Source organism: Prevotella pectinovora, from assembly GCF_041323955.1.
GTDB classification, from domain to species: Bacteria; Bacteroidota; Bacteroidia; order Bacteroidales; family Bacteroidaceae; genus Prevotella; species Prevotella pectinovora.
On the sequence record NZ_JBGLIV010000001.1, the window covers coordinates 2,117,320 to 2,137,363 of the forward strand.

Genomic DNA, 20,044 nt, shown 5'->3' on the forward strand with positions numbered 1-20,044 from the left:
TAACAAACATCCGAAACCAAGATTTAAGTCTCGGATAAAAGGAGATATATTTATGTATTCAAGATATATATTGCTCAGTGCCTTGTTGGTTATTGGTGCTGAGACTTATGCAAAAAACAATAAGACAGAGGTTGCGTCTCTGTTATCATATAATGATTCTGAAGGAAACGCCCCAGCTGATTCCTCCTATCAGGATTCCATCTTCAAGGACCAGACCTTGCAAGAGGTGAAGGCGGTGGCACGCAAGCCGGGAACTGTGACTTGATGTAAAATCAGACAACCCCATAATAAACAAATTGCCCAAGATGACAACTCAAATGTTCATCTTGGGCAATTTGTTTATATGGTCAATTGAAGGTTGTATGACTTATAATACAACAAAACCATCATCATAAACCGGCAATATTGGGAACCAGTTCATACAAACTGATTTGGATTTAAATCAAAATCAGCCTAATGAACTCTAAGTTTGCAGAAGATTGCGACGAAGTCGCATAAACTCCAAAATAATCAAGGTAAAACTATGATTGCTAAAGACAGTTTCGTACCTTTGTTGTAAAAAGGTAGAATCGGTCTGTCGAAGAGGTAAACCAGCTAATGACCCAGCCGTAAAGCTATAAATCGTTTAGGTCCTCATCGACATAGTTGCAAAGACCAGATAGAAAGTTATCGGCTCTGAGCCTTGTTAGAGTGTTAGTCCATACAACTATTGACCAATTCTACACAATATAACTCGTACAAAGTTATGAAGAATTTATTTATCGGAGTTGATTTTTCGAAAGAAAAAGTTGATGTGGCTATCCTTTTTGCAGACGGACTGGCAGAAACCGCTGCTAGAGTGTTCAACGAGTTCAAGACAACCGTGTCTGGCTATAGGCAGTTGGTCAAGTGGGTTGAGCAGAATTCCTGCGGTATCGACTCGTCCTTGTGGCTCTTCTGTGGCGAGAACACGGGCGACTACAGCAAGGGACTGTGCAACTTCCTCTACGGTAAAGGCTACGACATGTGGCTTGAGAACGCAAAGAGCATCAAAGACGCATCTGGTCTTAGACGATTGAAGTCTGACCGTGCTGACGCCTCGATGATTGCAGAATACGCCATGAGGAATTACGATAAAGCCGTTATGTACGAGCCTCTTAGCGAGTCGCTTACACAACTGCGTGAGCTGTTCCTATACCGTCAGATGATCGTAAGACACAGATGCAGTTTCCAGGTGCGTAGAGGCGAAAAGCGACTCACTATGGAGAAGTCGCCAGTCAAGACAATGATTTCGCAGAGCGGACGGCACATCGTCTCTGAACTCAATAAGGAGATAGAGAAGATAGATAAGCGCATTGCCGATCTCATCAAGTCGGACGAGGAACTCACCGAGGTGTTCACCATCGTGACCTCGGTGCCTGGCATAGGAACGCAGAACGCTGTGTGCCTGATGGTGTACACCGACAACTTCCGGCGTTTCAACTACGACTCACGCAAGATTGCCTGCTATTACGGCCTAGCTCCATTTGGCAAAGATTCGGGAACCAGTGTGCATTCCGATCCGCATGTACATTATATGGCTAACCGCCAGATAAAGGCCATGCTGACGCAAGCGGCACTAGCTGCCGTCAACTTCAATCCCATTATGGCGAGGTACTACATGCGCCTCGTAGAACGAGGAAAGAAGAAGCAGGTTGCACTGAACAATGTCAAGAACAAACTTGTACATTTGGTCACAGCCATGGTCAGAAATCGCCAAACATTCACCCCTGAATATAAAATCTCAGCATAAATTGAAAATAATGGTCAAAACATTTGGATATTAACATAGAAAGCGATTTGGGTTAAAACAGATGGTCGATTTCTCCCTGCGAGAGGATGGCGATAATGGTCTTGCCGTCGGGGGCATAGTTCACGTTGGTGGATGCGAAGAGTTCGTTCACAAGGTTCTCCATCTCCTTAGAGTCGAGCACCTGTCCGTATGGTATCGCCGCATTGCGTGCCAATCCGAGGGCTACGGCATGCTTTATCTCTTCGGCTGCCGACACGGTATCTTCTACCGCAAGAGCCACGATGTCGCTGACGAGAGCCGGAGGGTTCAAGCCTTCGAGTCCTGCCGGCATACCGCCGATGGCATAGCTGCCGCCACCAAGATCGCTGAAGTCGAAGCCCAGCAGCGTCATATCTTCCTGTATGCTCTGGAACACTACGTTGTCTGACGGACCGAACTGCACCATCTCCGGAAAGAGGAGCTTCTGCGAATGCCCTGCCTTGTCGGTTATCTGCTGCATATATCCATCATAGAGCACTCGGATATGTGCCCTGTGCTGATCGATTATCATCAGTCCCGACTTCACTGCCGTCATGATATAACGGCCCTTATACTGATAGTGCGACGGCGACTTCTCTTCTATCGGCATTTTGGCATTGAGGGCAGAAGAAACCGGTTGCCCTTCCCCACCCTCTTGCAGTTCGCTACCGCCATTCTGGAATTCAAAATCATGAAACAGCGGCTGAGTCTCGCCGGCATCCGTTCCACCGAAAGAAACGGTCTCACCTCCCGGCAGAGAATCATCTTGGATATCACCGGCTCCCTCATAGAGCTGCTCCCAGTTCTCGGGTATTGCCGGCTGACGGAAGTTGCTGCTGAATGGATTATACGAAGGATTATAGTCCACCTTCGGCATCTGGAAATCCTGCATTTCCCCTGTCTGATGAAACATCGGAATGTCGGGTTTCCCCTCGGTGTCGAAATCTATCGACGGCACATCGTTGAAGCGTCCCAGCGAGTCCTTCACGGCAGCCATCAATATCTGCCATATCGTCTGCTCGTTCTCGAATTTTATCTCTGTCTTAGTGGGGTGTATATTCACGTCGATATCTTCTGCCGGCACATCGAAATATATGAAATACGGCACCTGCTCTCCTTGCGGAATGAGTCTCTCGAAAGGTGTCAGCACCGCCTTGTTGAAATAGGGATGCTTCATATACCTGCCGTTGACGAAGAAATACTGATGGGCATTCTTCTTTTTCGACGACTCCGGTTTTCCCACAAAACCATGGATACGGCACACCGTGGTGTCAACGCCTACAGGCAGCAGGCTTTGGTTTAGACGCTTGCCGAAGACTTCGATGATGCGCTGACGGAAACTGTCGCCATGCGGACGCAGGTTCAGCACCTCGGTACCGTTACTCGTAAACGTGAAGTGGATATGCGGGTATACGAGCACGATGCGCTCGAAGGCAGCCATGATATTGTTCAGTTCCGTGGTATTCGACTTGAGGAACTTCCGCCTTGCCGGCACGTTGAAGAAGAGGTTCTGTATTAGGAAATTGCTTCCCTCCTGACAGGCGATAGGTTCCTGGTTAAGCACCTTGCATCCTGAGATGGACAGCAGCGTGCCCACCTCGTCGCCCTTCTGACGGGTCTTCAGTTCCACCTGTGCCACGGCAGCTATTGACGCCAGCGCCTCGCCACGGAATCCCATGGTGTGTAGAGAGAAGAGGTCGTCGGCCTGTCTTATCTTCGATGTGGCATGGCGCTCAAAGGCGAGACGCGCATCGGTGTCAGACATTCCCTTTCCGTCGTCGATCACCTGGATGGATGTCTTTCCCGCATCCACCACAAGCACGTCGATGCGGCTGGCTCCGGCGTCAACGGCGTTCTCCACCAGTTCCTTGATGACAGACGCGGGGCGCTGTATCACCTCACCGGCTGCTATCTGGTTGGCCACGGAATCGGGCAGCAGTTGTATTATATCGCTCATATATTATCTGTAATCTTTTATCTGTATCAGCCCCAGTCTGGGTGCTGCTTGAATTAAATCCGGCGGGAGACTTTGCTGCTGTACATCGCCCCTTCCACGGACAGTCTGCCGGGAACAGTCACCGGCAACATCAGTTCTCCGGCTTGTTCTCCGTAGCCGCCACGCTTTTCAGTTCGCCACCCTCGATATGCTGCAGCGGAGCGGCATGGCGGGTGATGTTCTTCAGCTGCGTACCGTCTTTCTTTCCGCGCCATTCATAGATGTCGTCTTTGTTTATCGGACGGATATAGTCGAACCATGTGAATCCGTCGAGCTTGTATCGCTCCGGCGGAATCTGCGTCATGGGATACCACGTGCCGTCGGTTTTCGATGTCCATATCTTCTGCAACTGTCTGTCGCGCATAAACATCTTCATCGTGTCGGTCTCGATATACACCAGTCCCATGAGCGTTGAGTCTTTGTCGTCAACGGGATAGTATATCGACCTGACATTGCCTATCGCCTCGGTCTGCGTTATCTGTCCCTTGGTGAAATAAGCGAACATCTCCTTCGACGACAGCTGCTGGTAGTGATCCTTGTCTGGCATCAGCTCGGCAGTGAGTGCCTGGTTGATTATATGCGCACGGTCGATGGTGGAGTCTTTCATGAACACCTGTATCTCCTCGCCGAGCAACTGTCTGTCGCCGCTCCATGCTATAGGGTCGCGATACATCGTCATGCAGGAGTCTTTGGTGTTGTAGACGAGGGAGTCGCACACCGCCTGCACATCATTGCGGAAGGCTCTCACCTTGTTGTAGCAATGCGCCGTGCGATACACGGAGTCGGTGTTCAGATGATATGTTATCACCTTTATGGTGTCGGAATGCACGAAGAGTGTGTCCTTCTGCGAATATTCCATCATCACGGGATTCTCCGTAGCGAAGGCGAAACCGTTTTTCTCGTTATACCACAGATAGTTGCAGTGGAGTTCGTTTTTCTTCTGCGTGTCTTTGTATATCACGTTGCGATAGCCCTGGCTTATGCCTCGCTTCTCGTCGTAGAAGAGGCTGTCGCCGGTTATCTCCTTGCCTTTGTTCGACATGGTAGACCTGCCGTAGAGCCGTGCCCTCCCGGTGTTGGTGTTGTAATATCCTTCTGAAGTGTGTATCACGCTCTCCTTGCTGCGTATCACTGATGGTCCCACGATATTGGCGAGCGATGTGCGGGTGTCGTAGTGCAGGGTGTCGGTGGTGAGGGTGAACTTCGGGTTGCGCAGGTTCACGTTGTAGTTGAACACCGCCTTGCGTGTCTCGGTGTCGTATTCTCCCCAGTCGCTCACGAGCACGTTGTTTCTGTCCACCATCTTTCCTCCCTCGAAGAAATATCCGATATTGTAGAGACGGTCGTAGTTGAGACTGTCGGTATACAGTTTCGTTCCGCGATGGCGTAGCAACACGTTGTGTCGAGCCTCTGCCATCTGGTTGTCGCCGTCGTAGAAGGCATAGTCGCTGGTGAGCGAGAGGGTGTCGCCCTGTCGCATCTTCACATGTCCGAAGGCTTTGAAGGAATTTGACTCCTGATAGAAATAGGCACTGTCGCAGGTGAGCAACGCTCCTTTGTGAAGAAACGCCACATTGCCGTTGAGGATCTGTGCCCCGGCATGTTCGCCATATTGGTTGAAGCGCAGCATGTCGGCATGTTTCAGATACACACGCTCGTCGGTCTTGGGGCGATGGCGGCCTTTGGCTACCTTTCGCGACTGTGCCACGCAAAGTCCAAACAGGCATAGAACAACAGCCAACTGTATTCTATGCCCGCTCAGATATCTTGATATCTTGTTTATTGTATTCATCTAATATCTTGATGATGCTTCGTTATTTCACCCAACCTTTATATTCGAAATTGCAGTTGCGGTATGCTTCGTCGATGTGGATGTATGTGGTCTTGATCTTCTTCTGTATCCACTCCTTCAGGTAGTCTGCCTTGCGGCGTGCCATCACGATGTCTCTCATAGCCTGGAAGTCTTCGGTAATGGTAGCACGGTGAGCGTCAACACGATTCACGAGCTTGGCTATGACGCAGACTGTCTTTCCCTTGGAGTTGACCATCTGGAATGACTTGGAAATCTGTCCCACCTTCATGGTGTCTACCACTGCCGCCACCTCTCTCGGCAGGTCGCGCATGCGGAACTTGCTGGTGTAACCGTCTTCCGACTGGTTTGCCATCAGTCCGTTGTTGTTCTTCGTGTCTTTGTCGTCAGAGAGATATGAGGCTGCTGCTTCGAAAGTGAACTTGTTGGCACGGATGTCGTTTGCGATGGAGTCGAGACGGTTCTCGGCATGGGTGATTGCCTCCTGGCTCACCTTCGGGATGCGCAGGATGTGGCGTACCTTGATTTTGTCGCCTCTCTTGTCGATGAGCTGGATGATATGGTATCCGAACTCCGACTCCACGATCTTTGATATCTTCTTAGGATCGGTGAGGTTGAACGCCACTGTGGCAAACGCCGGGTCGAGCATTCCGCGGCCTACATAGTCATCGAATTCTCCTCCCTGACGAGCCGTTCCGGGGTCCTCAGAATAGAGTCTGGCGAGGGCGGCGAAGGATGTCTCGCCACGGGTCACACGGTCGGTATAGTCACGCAGGTCGTTCTTTATCTTGTTTATCTCGTCTGGCGAAACCTTAGGTGCCTGGGTGATAATCTCCACTTCCACCTCGGTAGGAATCAGCGGCAGACTGTCTTCTGGCATATTCTCGAAATAGCGGCGCACGTCGGCAGGCGATGCCTGGATGTCCTCAACGAGTTTGCTTCGCATGCGCTCAATGAGCTGGTGGTTCTTGAAGTCGTCGTGCAGGCTCTCTTTCATCTGCTTCACGGTCATCTTCTTCCACTCCTCGAGTTTCTCGCGGCTGCCGGCATTGCTTATCCAGTAGTTTATCTGCTGGTCTACGCTTTTCGTCACCTCTGCCTCTGACACCTCGATACTGTCGAGGGCTGCCTGATGCAGAAAGAGTTTCTGCACTGCGAGCTGTTCCGGTATGACGCAGTCGGGATCGCCGTTCCACTTCATTCCTTCCATCTCGCCCTGCAGACGCATGGCCTCGACGTCAGACTTGAGGATTGCCTCGTCGCCTACCACCCACACCACTTGGTCTATGATGCTCCGTTCGTTGGCGGGTCTGTCGTCGCTGTGTTTCTTGTCAGCACCGGCTTTGCCGGCATTTGCCGAGTCGGCGGCTGTCACATCGTCGTTGGCAGGGGTTGCCAGATAGCGGCTTGCCGCACCGTTTGCCACGAGCAGCACTCCTGTGAGTGCAAGGGCGAGGAATTTCTTCTTTAATCCGTATCTCATTTACTTTCTGTCGTTAATATAAAAACTAATACTCTTGTGTTAAATCCCATACGGCAATCAGAGCGTTTAATGCAGAATTATATTACCGCTTTCTGTCTTTTGTCTTTATCAAGTGTCCTTTATCTGTTTTCAATCCACAACAACTCGCCATTGCGAATCAAGAGTCAAACGAAATCCACTCTTCTAAAGAGCCAAAATACAAGTAAGCCCTAATGACCGATTTGGGTTAAAAATATACTATTGGGCAAAGGTACATATAATATTTCATCTATCACTCCGCTTTTAATCTTTTTTATTCCATGTTATGAAATAATCTCGACGTCTGCGATATGATTGAAGGCAGGATATGGGTGTGGGATGGATTGGAAAGCGAATCTACGAACATCCTGCAACAGAAAAACGCCGTGGCGACTTCTATGTGAAATCATGCCACGGCGTTATTGCTGTTTATCCCCTATCGGCAACCATACCGTTTTCGGTGCATCCTGTTTCAAGACTCGTCGTCATCAGAAGCAGGTGTTAAATTTTCTGCATCAATGCTTGTTTACGGTTTCAAGCACCTCCTTGTTTACCACTACAGGATACTTCTTGCGGAGCTCTGCTATCCAGCGCTCTTCGAGCAGGTTCTGGTAGTCGGCGATGACAAGGCCCTTCACGTCCTCATACTCCTCCGGACCCTTCTTCAGAATCTTGCCGAACACGTCATCGATAGGATAATCCTTGAGCGACTGCACGGTGGTGTCTTTCTTGAATACCATCTTGTCTACGAAGGCATTGTCGCCCTTCTTGAAGATTCCCTTCTCCACACGGATGCGGATAACGGAGTCGTTGTTGAATGTGGTGCGCAGCTTGTCTGCCCACTTGCTGAAGGCAAGACCCTTCACACAATCCTTCACTGCCTTCTGGTCTTCTACGTTCTTCACGTGGAATGCCATACCCTTGAAGCGAGGCTCCGACCATGCGTAGTTCTTCTTGTGCTTCTTGAAGTAAGCGGCAAGACCTGCCTCGTCTTTGGCTGCCTTGTCCCATACGTTACGGTTGCTGATCTCAAAGAGCATCAGTCCGTCGTGATACTCACGGATGAGGTTCTTCAGGTCATTGTCCTTGGCTGTCAGCTCCTCTGTGCGCTGGGCGAGCACCTTCTCTCTGGTCAGTGCGCCCTTTGAATTCTTCACAATGTTGGTCACGCTGTCGGTGGCTACCTTCATGCGGACGTTTCTCGACTCAAGGAACTTCATGATGTTGGTTCTCAGACTGTCGTATGGCTCGAGCTGCTTGCGGTCTTTCATATATATGATATGATAGCCCACGGAGGTGAGCACCGGCTTCGACATCTCGCCGACCTTCAGTCCGTATGCAGCGTTGTCAAACTCTGGCAGTGTCTGACCAGGAGAGAGCCAGTTCAGTTCTCCGCCCTTGCGGGCAGAACCCGGGTCCTGAGAATATCTCCTTGCGAAATCAGCGAACACCTTCTCGAATTCCTCCATGCCTACCGGTACGGCCGGCTCGGTGACCTTGATGGTCTTCTTGCCCTTCTTCACGGTCTTCACAACCGGTGCGAGAGGCTTAGGCATCTTGGAGAGGAGCACATTATAGATGGAGTCTGCACGCTGTGCAGCCTCAGTCTTCTGCTGGTCTTTGGCGTCTTGAGGGAGATAGAGCAGGATGTGCATAGGACGAATGAGTCCCTTGTCACCGATGCGGTCTTTGGTGTCCTGATACATCTTCTTTGCCTCAGCCTCAACGGCCTCGTCGCTGGCGAACGACGGCAACACCTGCTGGTCGCGGTAGGAGCGGAACTCCTTCTTGAAAGACCGCAGCGTGTCCACCTTGGCGTCGTATGCCGCAGCGACCTTCAGCTTATAGTTGATAAACAAATCCACATAGTCAGCGACGCTTTTCTTGTCGATGACGCCCTCAGAGTTGTTCTTGTTGTATGAATACTCAAACTCAGAGCGTGATACCGGCTGCCCGTTGATAGTCATTATCGTCGGGTCGTTTTGCTGTGCGTGTGCCACTCCGCTCACAAGCAGCATGGCACAGAACAATGATTTGAATTTCATCTGTTTTCTGTATTGTCTTTAAGATATTATGGCATGAGGTCTACTGTAAACGGTAAGACCTCACGCCATGTCGTGTAGTTAATAATAATGTTTATTCTGGACGTGAATAGTTTGGAGCCTCGCTTGTGATAGAGATGTCGTGTGGATGACTCTCAAGCACTCCGGCGTTTGTGATACGCACGAACTTGGCAGAATGGAGATCGCTGATAGTGTTGGCTCCGCAATAGCCCATACCTGAGCGCAGACCACCAACGAGCTGATAGATAACCTCCTGCAGTGTTCCCTTGTATGGCACACGACCGGCGATTCCCTCCGGCACGAGTTTCTTCACATCCTTGGTGCCAGCCTGGAAGTAGCGGTCCTTCGAACCGTTCTCCATAGCCTCGAGACTACCCATTCCGCGGTAGCTCTTGAACTTACGTCCGTTGAAGATGATTGTGTCGCCAGGGCTTTCCTCTGTTCCGGCTACGAGCGAACCTATCATCACTGAGTATCCACCGGCAGCAAGTGCCTTCACCACATCGCCCGAGTAGCGCAGACCACCGTCGGCAATCAATGGCACTCCTGTTCCCTCAAGAGCTGAAGCCACATCATAAACGGCACTCAGCTGAGGCATACCGACACCAGCCACGACACGTGTGGTGCAGATCGAGCCAGGACCGATACCTACCTTCACGGCATCAGCACCATTGTCAACAAGCATCTTGGCAGCGGCTCCTGTAGCCACGTTGCCTACCACGATGTCAACATTAGGGAATGATTTCTTTGCCTCAACGAGCTTCTCAATAACATATTTAGAATGTCCGTGAGCGGTATCGATGACGATGGCGTCAGCACCGGCATTCACGAGAGCCTGCATGCGGTCGAGTGTGTCTGCCGTAACGCCCACGCCGGCTGCAACGCGCAGACGGCCCTTATCGTCTTTGCAAGCCATTGGCTTGTCCTTTGCCTTGGTGATGTCCTTGTATGTGATGAGTCCCACGAGGTGGTTTTCACTGTCCACAACTGGGAGCTTCTCAATCTTGTTCTCCTGCAGGATGTTTGCTGCAGCGGCAAGGTCGGTTTTGATATGTGTGGTTACGAGGTTCTCCGATGTCATCACCTCGTCAACCTTGCGGTCGTGGTTGAGTTCGAAGCGGAGGTCGCGGTTTGTGACGATACCTACGAGATGGTTGTCATCATCGACTACCGGAATACCACCGATATGATATTCTGCCATCATATCGAGGGCCTCACCGACTGTGGATCCACGGCGGATGGTCACAGGGTCGTAGATCATACCGTTTTCGGCACGCTTCACGATTGCTACCTGTCTTGCCTGTTCCTCAATGCTCATGTTCTTGTGGATCACGCCGATACCACCCTCTCGTGCGATGGCGATGGCCATTGCCGACTCTGTTACGGTGTCCATGGCAGCCGTAACGAATGGTATGTTCAAATCGATGTTACGCGAGAACTTGGTTTTCAACTCTACTGTGCGTGGCAGTACTTCTGAATAAGCTGGGATTAGGAGGACGTCGTCGAAGGTGAGACCGTCCATTACAATTCTATCTGCAACAAATGATGACATAATTTGTATTTAAAAAATTTATTGCGTGCAAATTTACTGTTTTTTTTCGATACGATAAACTCTTTTGCCAGTTTTCTGATAGCGTTAAAAATATTTAACCCAAATAGGTCGTCAGGGCTTGCCTGGATTTTGCTCTTTTAGGAGAGTGGATTTTGTTTGGCTTTTAATGAGTAATAGCGAGCTATTGCGAATTAAAAACAGACAAAAGATACCTTATAATAAAAAGCAAAAGATAGCAAGCAGTTATAAAATACTACCTTTGAACGGTCTAATGACAGATTTGGATTTAATTCGGACTCGTAGAATCTGATGTTTATTATAAACAGACGAGCAGACAAGCCGTCTGGGAAGAACGCAATCTCCACATCCATTTGTCTCCTCGCCTGCTTCTATATATACGTTTTGGCAACCAGCATCTCCCCTACGGGGGAGAAAGAGAGGGGGCTGATGTTCAAATCATAATCTTCATACTGCTGTTACTGCTGACTTTAGCCCCCACCTAACCTCCCCCGTAGGGGAGGGACTGTATGTCCGGAACTGACCATCTGTGAATGTCCGGAACTGACCATCTGTGAATATTTGGGACTGACCGTCTGTTTATCCTACAGGGTAGGGATTGTCTTCCACTTAGTTCGCCAACTCAGAGAAGAACTTTATCCTGACGAGTCTCACCTCATCCTCGGTATAGTCCTCGCCGAGTTCGTCCATTGCCACTTCCAGGTCGTCGGTCTCGCTCTCGCGGAAATATTCGTATATGTCGTCGATATGGTCATCGTCCATCACATCCTCAAGGAAGTAGTCGATATTGAGCTTCGTTCCACTGTATACGATTGCCTCAATCTCAGTGAGAAGGTCCTCAAAGTCGATGTTCTGTGCATCTGCAATGTCGTCGAGCGGCATCTTGCGGTCGATGCTCTGTATTATCTTCACCTTCAGCATAGACTTCTTCGGCACGGTGCGTATTCTCAAGTCCTCAGGTCTCTCGATGTCGTTCTCCTCGCAATGGCGCTTTATCAGGGCAATGAATTCCTTGCCGTAGCGGTGTGCCTTGCCCACACCGACGCCTGGGATATTCACCAGTTCTTCGAGAGATATCGGATATACCGTAGCCATCTGCTCGAGCGAAACGTCCTGGAATATCACGTATGGCGGGATGCCAAGCTTGCGGCTCGTGTCTTTTCTCAGGTCCTGGAGCATGGCAAAGAGTTCCGGATCGAGCGCCGCCGTCTGTCTCTCGCCCACCTCATCGTCGTCGTCTTCGCTGAACTCAGCGTCTTTCACCACCATGAAGGTGTACGGGTTCTTGATGAAATCGAGTCCGCCCTTAGTAATCTTCAGCACTCCATAGTTCTCCACGTCTTTCTTGAGGAAACCGGCGATGATAGACTGCCGGATTACGGGGTTCCAGATCTTTATGTCGCAGTCTTCGCCCTCTCCGAACTCCGGCAGCAGGTCATGCTTGTGGTCTTTTATGTCGTCGGTGTCGCGGCCCTTCACGAAGTCTATCACGTAGTCGGAACGGAAATCCTCCTTCAATGCCTTCACCGCCCTGAGCACTATCACCGTCTCTTTCGTGGCATCTATCTTCACCTTGGGATGCAGACAGTTGTCGCAGTTGCCGCAGTTGTCCTTGGGATAATCCTCACCGAAATAGTGGAGCAGCATCTTGCGTCGGCATACTGACGATTCGGCATACGCCGCTGTCTCCTGCAGCAGTTGTCTGCCGATGTCCTGCTCCGCCACGGGTTTGCCCTCCATGAATTTCTCCAGTTTGTGAAGGTCCTTGCGTGAATAGAATGCTATACACTTGCCTTCTCCGCCATCGCGTCCTGCCCTACCCGTCTCCTGATAGTAGCCTTCGAGGCTCTTCGGTATGTCGTAGTGTATCACGAAGCGCACGTCGGGCTTGTCTATTCCCATGCCGAAGGCTATGGTGGCTACGATAACGTCGATCTTCTCCATAAGGAAATCGTCTTGCGTCTTCGACCGTGTGGCAGCGTCGAATCCTGCATGATAGGCGGCCGCCTTGATATTGTTCGCCTGGAGCACGGCGGCAAGCTCTTCCACCTTCTTGCGCGACAGACAGTATATGATACCGCTCTTGCCGCTGTTCTGGCGTATGAACTTCACGATGTCGCGGTCAACGTCCTTTGTCTTCTGCCTCACCTCATAATATAGGTTCGGACGGTTGAAGGAGCTCTTGAACTCTTTGGCCTGGGTGATGCCGAGGCTCTTCTTGATATCCGTGCGCACCTTGTCGGTCGCCGTTGCCGTGAGGGCTATCACGGGGGCATTGCCTATCTGACCGATGATGGGTCTGATGCGTCGGTATTCCGGACGGAAGTCGTGGCCCCATTCCGAAATACAGTGTGCCTCGTCGATGGCATAAAACGAAATCTTCACCGACTTCAGGAATTCCACATACTCCTCCTTGGTCAGCGACTCGGGAGCCACATACAGCAGCTTGGTCAGTCCGGATCGTATGTCTTTCTTCACTTGGTCGATGGCAGCCTTGTTGAGAGAGGAGTTCAGATAATGTGCCACTCCCGTCTCTTCGCTCATGCCGTTTATCACGTCCACCTGGTTTTTCATCAGCGCTATGAGCGGCGACACGACAATTGCCGTACCTTCCATCAAGAGAGAGGGCAGTTGGTAGCAAAGCGACTTGCCGCCTCCCGTAGGCATGAGCACGAAAGTGTCGTTGCCGGCGAGCAGGTTGCGGATTATCTCCTCCTGTTCTCCCTTGAAGCTGTTGAAACCGAAATAGTGCTTCAGTTTTTCAGTAAGATTAACATCATTAGTCATATAACAAGCTGTTTCCTTATTATGTCTCATTCCAATGCCGGCGGCAGCATGCAGACATCCGTGGTCCGCACCTGCCGTTGGCATCGTGTGTTTTATGAATAGTTCCTTTAGTCTGTCTCGAGTTTCTGCAGATGCGCCTTGTCGAGCTGTGACTTGGCGTAGTCGAGAGTGACCGTGAATTCCTTCACGTTCTCCGACGGCACGTCGAACATGGCATCCATCATCACGCTCTCCACAATAGAACGGAGTCCGCGTGCACCGAGTTTGTATTCCATTGCCTTGTCAACGATAAAGTCGAACACGCCGTCTTCGAATTCCAGCTTTATGCCGTCTATCTCGAAGAGCTTCTTGTATTGCTTCACGATGGAGTTCTTTGGCTCCACGAGAATGGAGCGCAGGGCTTCCTTGTCGAGAGGGTTGAGATATGTGAGCACCGGCAGACGGCCGATAATCTCTGGTATCAGTCCGAACGACTTGAGGTCTTGCGGAAGGATATACTTCATCATGTCCTTCTTGTCTATCTTCTTCACATTCTGCACGGAGTTGTATCCCACCACGTGTGTGTTCAGTCGCTGGGCTATCTTGCGCTCTATGCCGTCGAACGCACCGCCACAGATGAAGAGGATGTTCTTCGTGTCGATATGCACATAGTCCTGGTCGGGATGCTTGCGGCCTCCCTTTGGCGGAACGTTGACCATCGAACCCTCGAGGAGCTTCAGCAGACTCTGCTGCACTCCCTCGCCGCTGACGTCGCGGGTAATCGAAGGGTTGTCGCTCTTGCGGGCTATCTTGTCCACTTCGTCGATAAACACGATGCCCCGCTCTGCCAGTTCCACATTGTAGTCTGCCACCTGCAGCAACCGGCTGAGGATGCTCTCCACGTCTTCGCCCACATAGCCTGCCTCGGTGAACACCGTGGCATCGACGATGGTGAACGGTACATCGAGCAGCTTGGCTATGGTGCGGGCAAGAAGGGTCTTTCCGGTACCGGTGCTTCCCACCATGATGATGTTGCTCTTCTCTATCTCCACGCCGTCGTCGGTGGGTGCCTGCTTGATTCGCTTATAGTGGTTGTATACAGCCACGGAGAGATAGCGCTTCGCCTCGTCCTGTCCGATGACATACTGGTCGAGGTAGTCTTTTATCTCATGGGGCTTTGGAACTTCCACGGAATCCCAGGAACTGAAATCGTGCTTATCCTCGCCGTCGTCGTCCAGCAGATGGTTCGCCTTGAGAATGTCGAATGCCTGGGCCACGCAATGGTCGCAGATGTAGCCGTTCATACCCGAGATAAGGAGCTTCACATCGTGCTCCCCTCTGCCGCAGAAGGAACACACCTTCTTTTTTCTTTCAGCCATATCTTCTCCCTACCTTTTTATTTTCTTGTAAGCACCGTGTCAATCATTCCATATTCACGGGCCTCTTCTGCCGTCATCCAGTAGTTGCGGTCGGAGTCGTTCCACACCTTGTCGTATGGTGTGTGTGAATGGTTGGCGATTATAGTGTAGAGTTCTTTCTTGAACTTCATGATTTCCTTTGCCTCAATCTCGATGTCGGATGCCTGTCCCTGCACTCCACCCAGCGGCTGGTGTATCATCACGCGGCTGTGGGGCAGAGCGGAACGCTTGCCTTCGGTTCCCGAAACGAGGAGCACTGCCGCCATCGACGCTGCCATACCGGTGCAGATGGTGGCAACATCGCTGGAGATGAACTGCATGGTGTCGTAGATGCCGAGACCTGCCGTCACGCTTCCGCCGGGACTGTTGATATAGATTGAGATGTCCTTGCCTGAGTCTACGGAATCAAGATACAGAAGCTGTGCCTGCAGTGTGTTGGCGGTGTAGTCGTTCACCTCAGTGCCGAGGAAGATGATGCGGTCCATCATGAGGCGTGAGAAAACGTCCATCTGGGTAACGTTGAGCTGGCGCTCCTCCAGGATGTAGGGGTTCATGTATTGAGCCTGTGTCTTCATCACATCGTCGAGCACCATACCACTCATTCCGAGGTGCCCGGTAGCGTATTTTCTAAAATCGTTATTCATATATTTCTTATGTGTTCTGATATAAAAAAAAGAGGTTATCCACCTTTTCTTATACAAAGATAATAAAAAAGTAGATAACCTCTAATATATATCAGAGATTTTTTTAATCAAAATCTATTATTCGCCCTTCATCATCTCGTTGAACTCGTCGAGAGTTGCCTCCTTCTGAGTGAGCTTCACTACATTCTTGAGTGTTGCAACGAGCTTGCGGTCGATGCTGCGGTCAACGAGTGAGTCTACGAACTCCTTCTTCTTCAGCATGTCGTTGGCATAGTTCTCTAGATACTCCTCAGGAACGTTTGTCATACCATACTGAGCAAACTGAGCGCGGGCTGCCTCCTTGGCTGTCTCCTTCAGGTCGGCGTCGTCAATCTTGATGCCGTTTGCCTCAACGAGCTGCTCGCGAACCAGGTGCCATGTCAGCTCCTTGATGCTCTGCTCGTAGTTGTCCTCAACGAACTTCTCGCCCTTATCCTTGTTCTGGGCGAGCATGAAGCGCTTGAGCAGTGCGTCCGGATACTCCAGCTTGCCTACCTTCTCCTCGAGATACTTGCGCAGGTCAACGAGGAACTTGAAGTCGCCGTCGTTGGCGAGCTGCTCCTTCAGACCCTCTGCGATCTTCTCGCGGAATGCCTTCTCGTCCTTCACCTCATCCTTGCCGTAAACGGTGTCGAAGAGCTCCTGGTTCACCTCTGCCTTTACGAAGCGGGAAATCTCTGTCACCTGGAAGCTGAAGTCTGATGTGAGGTCTGCCACCTCTTCCTTCTTCATCTTGAGCAGTGAAGAAACCTCAACGTCGCTCTCCGGGTATGCCTTCTTAGGGTTGAAGGTGATGATGTCGCCGAGCTTGCAGCCCTCGAAGAGCTTCTTCTGGTCTTCCACCTTGATATAATCCGGCATGAGGACTGCGCCCTCTACGGTGATGCCGCCTTCCTTGGTGTTGCCGTTCTCGTCGAGCTCGCGGATGTCACCCTTGAGCATATCGTTTGCCTGATACTCCTCTGCCTTGTCGTAGTGGCCGGCACGAGAAGCGAACATATCGATCTGACGGTTCACGAGGTCGTCGTCAACCTTGATTGTGTAGTAGTCGAGAGTATCCTTGTCGGTGAGTTCCACCTTGAACTCTGGAGCCACGGCGATATCAAACTTGAACACGTATGGAGCGTCCTTCTCCAGGTCTACAGGCTCCTGACCCTCGTTTGCCATTGGCTCGCCGAGCATCTTGATCTTGTTCTCGTTTACATACTTATAGAGCTCCTCGCCGATGATCTTGTTGATCTCCTCAGCCTTAACGCCCTCGCCGTACTGTCTCTTTATCATGCCCATTGGCACCTGTCCCGGACGGAAACCTGGCAGCTGAGCCTTCTTGCGAAGGTCTTTCAGTGTCTTCTCAACTCTGTCCTGGAAATCTGCAGTCTCCACTGTCAAGGTCAACAGTCCGTTCACCTTATCTGGATTCTCAAAAGAAATCTTCATTTTTCGTTATTCGTATTTTATATGATTATTATTTTTCTCTGTCTCTATCGCTTTATATACCGAAGGTCACCAGCGACCTGCCGCCTGTCAGCAGCCTCTCATTGCCCTCGCCCCATTCGCCTCGTCCCTTCGTCCGGCACCAGTCCCTTATGAAGGTTAGGATGGGTTTCTCGTCCATTCGCCCGGTATCCAGTTCCTTCCCTTTGGGAAGGTTAGGATGGGTCTCTTCCATTCACCCGGCACCAGTTCCTTCCCTTTGGGAAGGTTAGGATGGGTCTCGTCCATTCGCCCGGTATCCAGTTCCTTCCCTTTGGGAAGGTTAGGATGGGTTCCAGGTTAGGATGGGTTTATGGATTCCATATATATAATAATGTATGGCCCACAACCTGTCGATACAAGAGGGGCACGCACACTAATGGCTTGCAAAATTAATTATAAAAGGTGTAAAGACCTAAAGTTTTGGAATTTTTAACAAACACAGGACTTACTCCCTTCTCGCTCTCTTTCTCTCGTCCACCTCCTGGAAGTTCTTCTGACGAAGTTCGAAATCCACACCGAGATATTTCTCCCTAACGATGTCGTTGGCGGCAAGTTCCTCCGGACTGCCCTTGAAGAGGATCCTGCCCTCGAAGAGCAGATAGGCACGGTCGGTGATGGTGAGCGTCTCCTGCACATTGTGGTCGGTGATGAGAATACCGATGTTACGGTATTTCAACTGCCACACCACATGCTGGATGTCTTCCACAGCGATCGGGTCAACGCCGGCAAACGGTTCGTCGAGCATGATGAACTTTGGGTCGATCGCGAGACAGCGGGCTATCTCCGTGCGGCGACGCTCTCCTCCCGAGAGACGGTCGCCGAGGTTCTTGCGCACCTTATGCAGGTCGAACTCGTCTATCAGCGTCTCCAGTTTGGCGAGCTGCTCCTTGCGGGTAAGGTCGGTCATCTCGAGCACCGCCATGATATTGTCTTCCACGCTGAGTTTCCTGAACACGCTCGCCTCCTGGGGCAGATAGCCCACACCGGCACGTGCTCTTTTATACACGGGATAGGTGGTGATGTCCTTGTCGTCGAGATAGATATGACCGGCATTGGGCACAATGAGTCCGGTGGTCATATAGAATGAGGTGGTCTTGCCGGCACCGTTCGGACCGAGCAGTCCCACGATCTCGCCCTGCCTCACGCTTATCGACACGTCGTTGACCACCGTGCGCTTGCCATACTGCTTCACGAGGCCTTCGGTGCGCAGCACCATTCCCCCGCTCTTGTTCTCCTTCTTTATATTCTCGCTGTCGCTCATTATATAGTTTGAATATCGTTATGTCTTTCCGTCAGCAGCGCCCGGACTCGTGTCTTCACTCGCCGTCCGCCACAATACGAACTGCAAATATACCCAATAATTTACAAAGAGAGCCTCTCCCACCCACATTTCCTCTCCATCTTAATTCTTTTTAACCCCTATCAATCATTAGGGCTTAAATGGAATTTGACTTTTAAGGAGTGCTGACTAATCCGTGACTCTCGGATATCGGTTTTGTTACTTTACTCTGCATATCGACATCAGCCCCCATCTAGCCTCCCCCGAAGGACAACCCATCCTGACCTTCCCCAAGGGAAGGAACAAGTTACTCTGCCAATTGTCATCAGCCCCCACCTAACCTCCCCCGAAGGGGAGGGACAGATACCATTGGCTATATTGTTGTTGGCTTGTAGCCGCATGATTGTCAGTGATTTATCAACAACAAGAGCAACCAGCATCAACCTGTCTTTGACAGAACCAGAGTAACCTGCATCAACCAGTCTTTGACAGAACCAGAGTAACCTGCATCTCCCCTTCGGGGGAGAACGAGAGGGGGCTGAAGTGATTGACTGAACTAATTGGCTGAAGAAGTCTTTGACAAAGTAGAGTAACTTATTCCTTCCCTTTGAGAAGGTCAGGATAGGTTTGAGAACGAGAGGGACTGAAGTCAGCAAAGAAAAGGGAGTGCCCAAGCACTCGCAAATCCACAAAAATCCTGATAGAAATCCAAAAAACATTTACCAACTAAAAAAATCAGTGAAAAAGTCAAATCCGTGTTCTCCGTGAAATCCGTGTTTAAATTTTTGTCCACGCCGAAGGCATATGGACACTATATTATCACAAATATAATTTTCCGTGTTGCCGTTGTGTCCCTGGCTTTCGGCAGGGCCACAAATCAAAAAATGAAACACGGATAGCACAGAGGTACACGGATTAGTCTTTTCACGGATTCATTTTTTGATGATATTTCGTTTGTGATGTTTGGATTTTGTTATGGATTTAGCAGGATTTGCAAGTGCTTGGGCACTTCCTTTTTTGGCGGTATCGGTGTTGTTGTTACTCTGCATATCGACATCAGCCCCCACCTAACCTCCCCCGAAGGATAACCCATCCTGACCTTCCCCAAGGGAAGGGACAAGTTACTCTGCCAATTGTCATCAGCCCCCACCTAACCTCCCCCGAAGGGGAGGGACAGATACCATTGGCTATATTGTTGTTGGCTTGTAGCCGCATGATTGTCAGTGATTTATCAACAACAAGAGCAACCAGCATCAACCTGTCTTTGACAGAACCAGAGTAACCTGCATCTCCCCTTCGGGGGAGAACGAGAGGGGGCTGAAGTGATTGACTGAACTAATTGGCTGAAGAAGTCTTTGACAAAGTAGAGTAACTTATTCCTTCCCTTTGAGAAGGTCAGGATAGGTTTGAGAACGAGAGGGACTGAAGTCAGCAAAGAAAAGGGAGTGCCCAAGCACTCGCAAATCCACAAAAATCCTGATAGAAATCCAAAAAACATTTACCAACTAAAAAAATCAGTGAAAAAGTCAAATCCGTGTTCTCCGTGAAATCCGTGTTTAAATTTTTGTCCACGCCGAAGGCATATGGACACTATATTATCACAAATATAATTTTCCGTGTTGCCGTTGTGTCCCTGGCTTTCGGCAGGGCCACAAATCAAAAAATGAAACACGGATAGCACAGAGGTACACGG

At 50.5% G+C, this 20,044-nt stretch carries 12 protein-coding genes; 2 read left to right on the forward strand and 10 right to left on the reverse strand.

Features of this window, described 5'->3' with window-relative positions; genetic code table 11:
* Nucleotides 1–52 precede the first annotated feature (52 nt).
* Complete coding sequence (locus tag ACDC99_RS08355) at nucleotides 53–265, forward strand: hypothetical protein (RefSeq protein ID WP_022315644.1); 213 nt, start codon at nucleotides 53–55, stop codon at nucleotides 263–265.
* 480 nt (nucleotides 266–745) lie between these two features.
* Nucleotides 746–1,771 carry an IS110 family RNA-guided transposase gene (locus tag ACDC99_RS08360; RefSeq protein WP_042517114.1) on the forward strand — a complete coding sequence of 342 codons (1,026 nt, stop codon included), beginning with the start codon at nucleotides 746–748 and terminating at the stop codon, nucleotides 1,769–1,771.
* A gap of 52 nt (nucleotides 1,772–1,823) precedes the next feature.
* Here the strand turns inward: ACDC99_RS08360 and mutL are convergent, their stop codons facing one another.
* The 10 genes from mutL to lptB form a co-directional block, all read right to left on the reverse strand.
* Entirely contained in the window at nucleotides 1,824–3,746 is a 1,923-nt protein-coding gene (gene mutL, locus ACDC99_RS08365; RefSeq protein ID WP_370756556.1) for a DNA mismatch repair endonuclease MutL, read from the reverse strand.
* A 130-nt stretch (nucleotides 3,747–3,876) separates the two neighbouring features.
* Complete coding sequence (locus ACDC99_RS08370; protein WP_288745498.1) at nucleotides 3,877–5,577, reverse strand: OstA-like protein; 1,701 nt, start codon at nucleotides 5,575–5,577, stop codon at nucleotides 3,877–3,879.
* A 22-nt stretch (nucleotides 5,578–5,599) separates the two neighbouring features.
* Nucleotides 5,600–7,078 (reverse strand): peptidylprolyl isomerase, encoded by a 1,479-nt coding sequence (locus ACDC99_RS08375; RefSeq protein WP_287072010.1) that lies wholly within the window; start codon nucleotides 7,076–7,078, stop codon nucleotides 5,600–5,602.
* A 533-nt stretch (nucleotides 7,079–7,611) separates the two neighbouring features.
* On the reverse strand, nucleotides 7,612–9,141 hold the full coding sequence (locus ACDC99_RS08380) for a peptidylprolyl isomerase (RefSeq protein ID WP_287072009.1): 1,530 nt from the start codon (nucleotides 9,139–9,141) through the stop codon (nucleotides 7,612–7,614).
* A 91-nt stretch (nucleotides 9,142–9,232) separates the two neighbouring features.
* On the reverse strand, nucleotides 9,233–10,711 hold the full coding sequence (gene guaB, locus ACDC99_RS08385) for an IMP dehydrogenase (protein ID WP_022316683.1): 1,479 nt from the start codon (nucleotides 10,709–10,711) through the stop codon (nucleotides 9,233–9,235).
* Nucleotides 10,712–11,338: 627 nt separating this feature from the next.
* Nucleotides 11,339–13,516 (reverse strand): DNA helicase RecQ, encoded by a 2,178-nt coding sequence (recQ, locus tag ACDC99_RS08390; RefSeq protein WP_370756557.1) that lies wholly within the window; start codon nucleotides 13,514–13,516, stop codon nucleotides 11,339–11,341.
* Nucleotides 13,517–13,623: 107 nt separating this feature from the next.
* A complete protein-coding gene (clpX, locus tag ACDC99_RS08395) occupies nucleotides 13,624–14,874 on the reverse strand; it encodes an ATP-dependent Clp protease ATP-binding subunit ClpX (protein WP_044075215.1) in 1,251 nt (416 codons plus the stop codon).
* A gap of 17 nt (nucleotides 14,875–14,891) precedes the next feature.
* Nucleotides 14,892–15,557, reverse strand: a complete 666-nt coding sequence (gene clpP, locus ACDC99_RS08400) for an ATP-dependent Clp endopeptidase proteolytic subunit ClpP (RefSeq protein WP_022316690.1) — start codon at nucleotides 15,555–15,557, stop codon at nucleotides 14,892–14,894.
* Between the two features lie 117 nt (nucleotides 15,558–15,674).
* The gene (gene tig, locus ACDC99_RS08405) at nucleotides 15,675–17,033 is read right to left on the reverse strand and encodes a trigger factor (protein ID WP_278840588.1); all 1,359 of its coding nucleotides are present in this window, start codon (nucleotides 17,031–17,033) and stop codon (nucleotides 15,675–15,677) included.
* Between the two features lie 484 nt (nucleotides 17,034–17,517).
* Nucleotides 17,518–18,333 carry an LPS export ABC transporter ATP-binding protein gene (gene lptB, locus ACDC99_RS08410; RefSeq protein WP_370756558.1) on the reverse strand — a complete coding sequence of 272 codons (816 nt, stop codon included), beginning with the start codon at nucleotides 18,331–18,333 and terminating at the stop codon, nucleotides 17,518–17,520.
* Nucleotides 18,334–20,044: the final 1,711 nt, after the last annotated feature.

Bases quoted from the DNA above. Each gene is read 5' to 3' on its own strand.
- guaB (WP_022316683.1), bottom strand. From the start codon at position 10,711: ATGTCATCATTTGTTGCAGATAGAATTGTAATGGACGGTCTCACCTTC.
- ACDC99_RS08370 (WP_288745498.1), bottom strand. From the start codon at position 5,577: ATGAATACAATAAACAAGATATCAAGATATCTGAGCGGGCATAGAATA.
- ACDC99_RS08360 (WP_042517114.1), top strand. From the start codon at position 746: ATGAAGAATTTATTTATCGGAGTTGATTTTTCGAAAGAAAAAGTTGAT.
- ACDC99_RS08355 (WP_022315644.1), top strand. From the start codon at position 53: ATGTATTCAAGATATATATTGCTCAGTGCCTTGTTGGTTATTGGTGCT.
- clpP (WP_022316690.1), bottom strand. From the start codon at position 15,557: ATGAATAACGATTTTAGAAAATACGCTACCGGGCACCTCGGAATGAGT.
- lptB (WP_370756558.1), bottom strand. From the start codon at position 18,333: ATGAGCGACAGCGAGAATATAAAGAAGGAGAACAAGAGCGGGGGAATG.
- recQ (WP_370756557.1), bottom strand. From the start codon at position 13,516: ATGACTAATGATGTTAATCTTACTGAAAAACTGAAGCACTATTTCGGT.
- ACDC99_RS08375 (WP_287072010.1), bottom strand. From the start codon at position 7,078: ATGAGATACGGATTAAAGAAGAAATTCCTCGCCCTTGCACTCACAGGA.
- clpX (WP_044075215.1), bottom strand. From the start codon at position 14,874: ATGGCTGAAAGAAAAAAGAAGGTGTGTTCCTTCTGCGGCAGAGGGGAG.
- mutL (WP_370756556.1), bottom strand. From the start codon at position 3,746: ATGAGCGATATAATACAACTGCTGCCCGATTCCGTGGCCAACCAGATA.
- ACDC99_RS08380 (WP_287072009.1), bottom strand. From the start codon at position 9,141: ATGAAATTCAAATCATTGTTCTGTGCCATGCTGCTTGTGAGCGGAGTG.
- tig (WP_278840588.1), bottom strand. From the start codon at position 17,033: ATGAAGATTTCTTTTGAGAATCCAGATAAGGTGAACGGACTGTTGACC.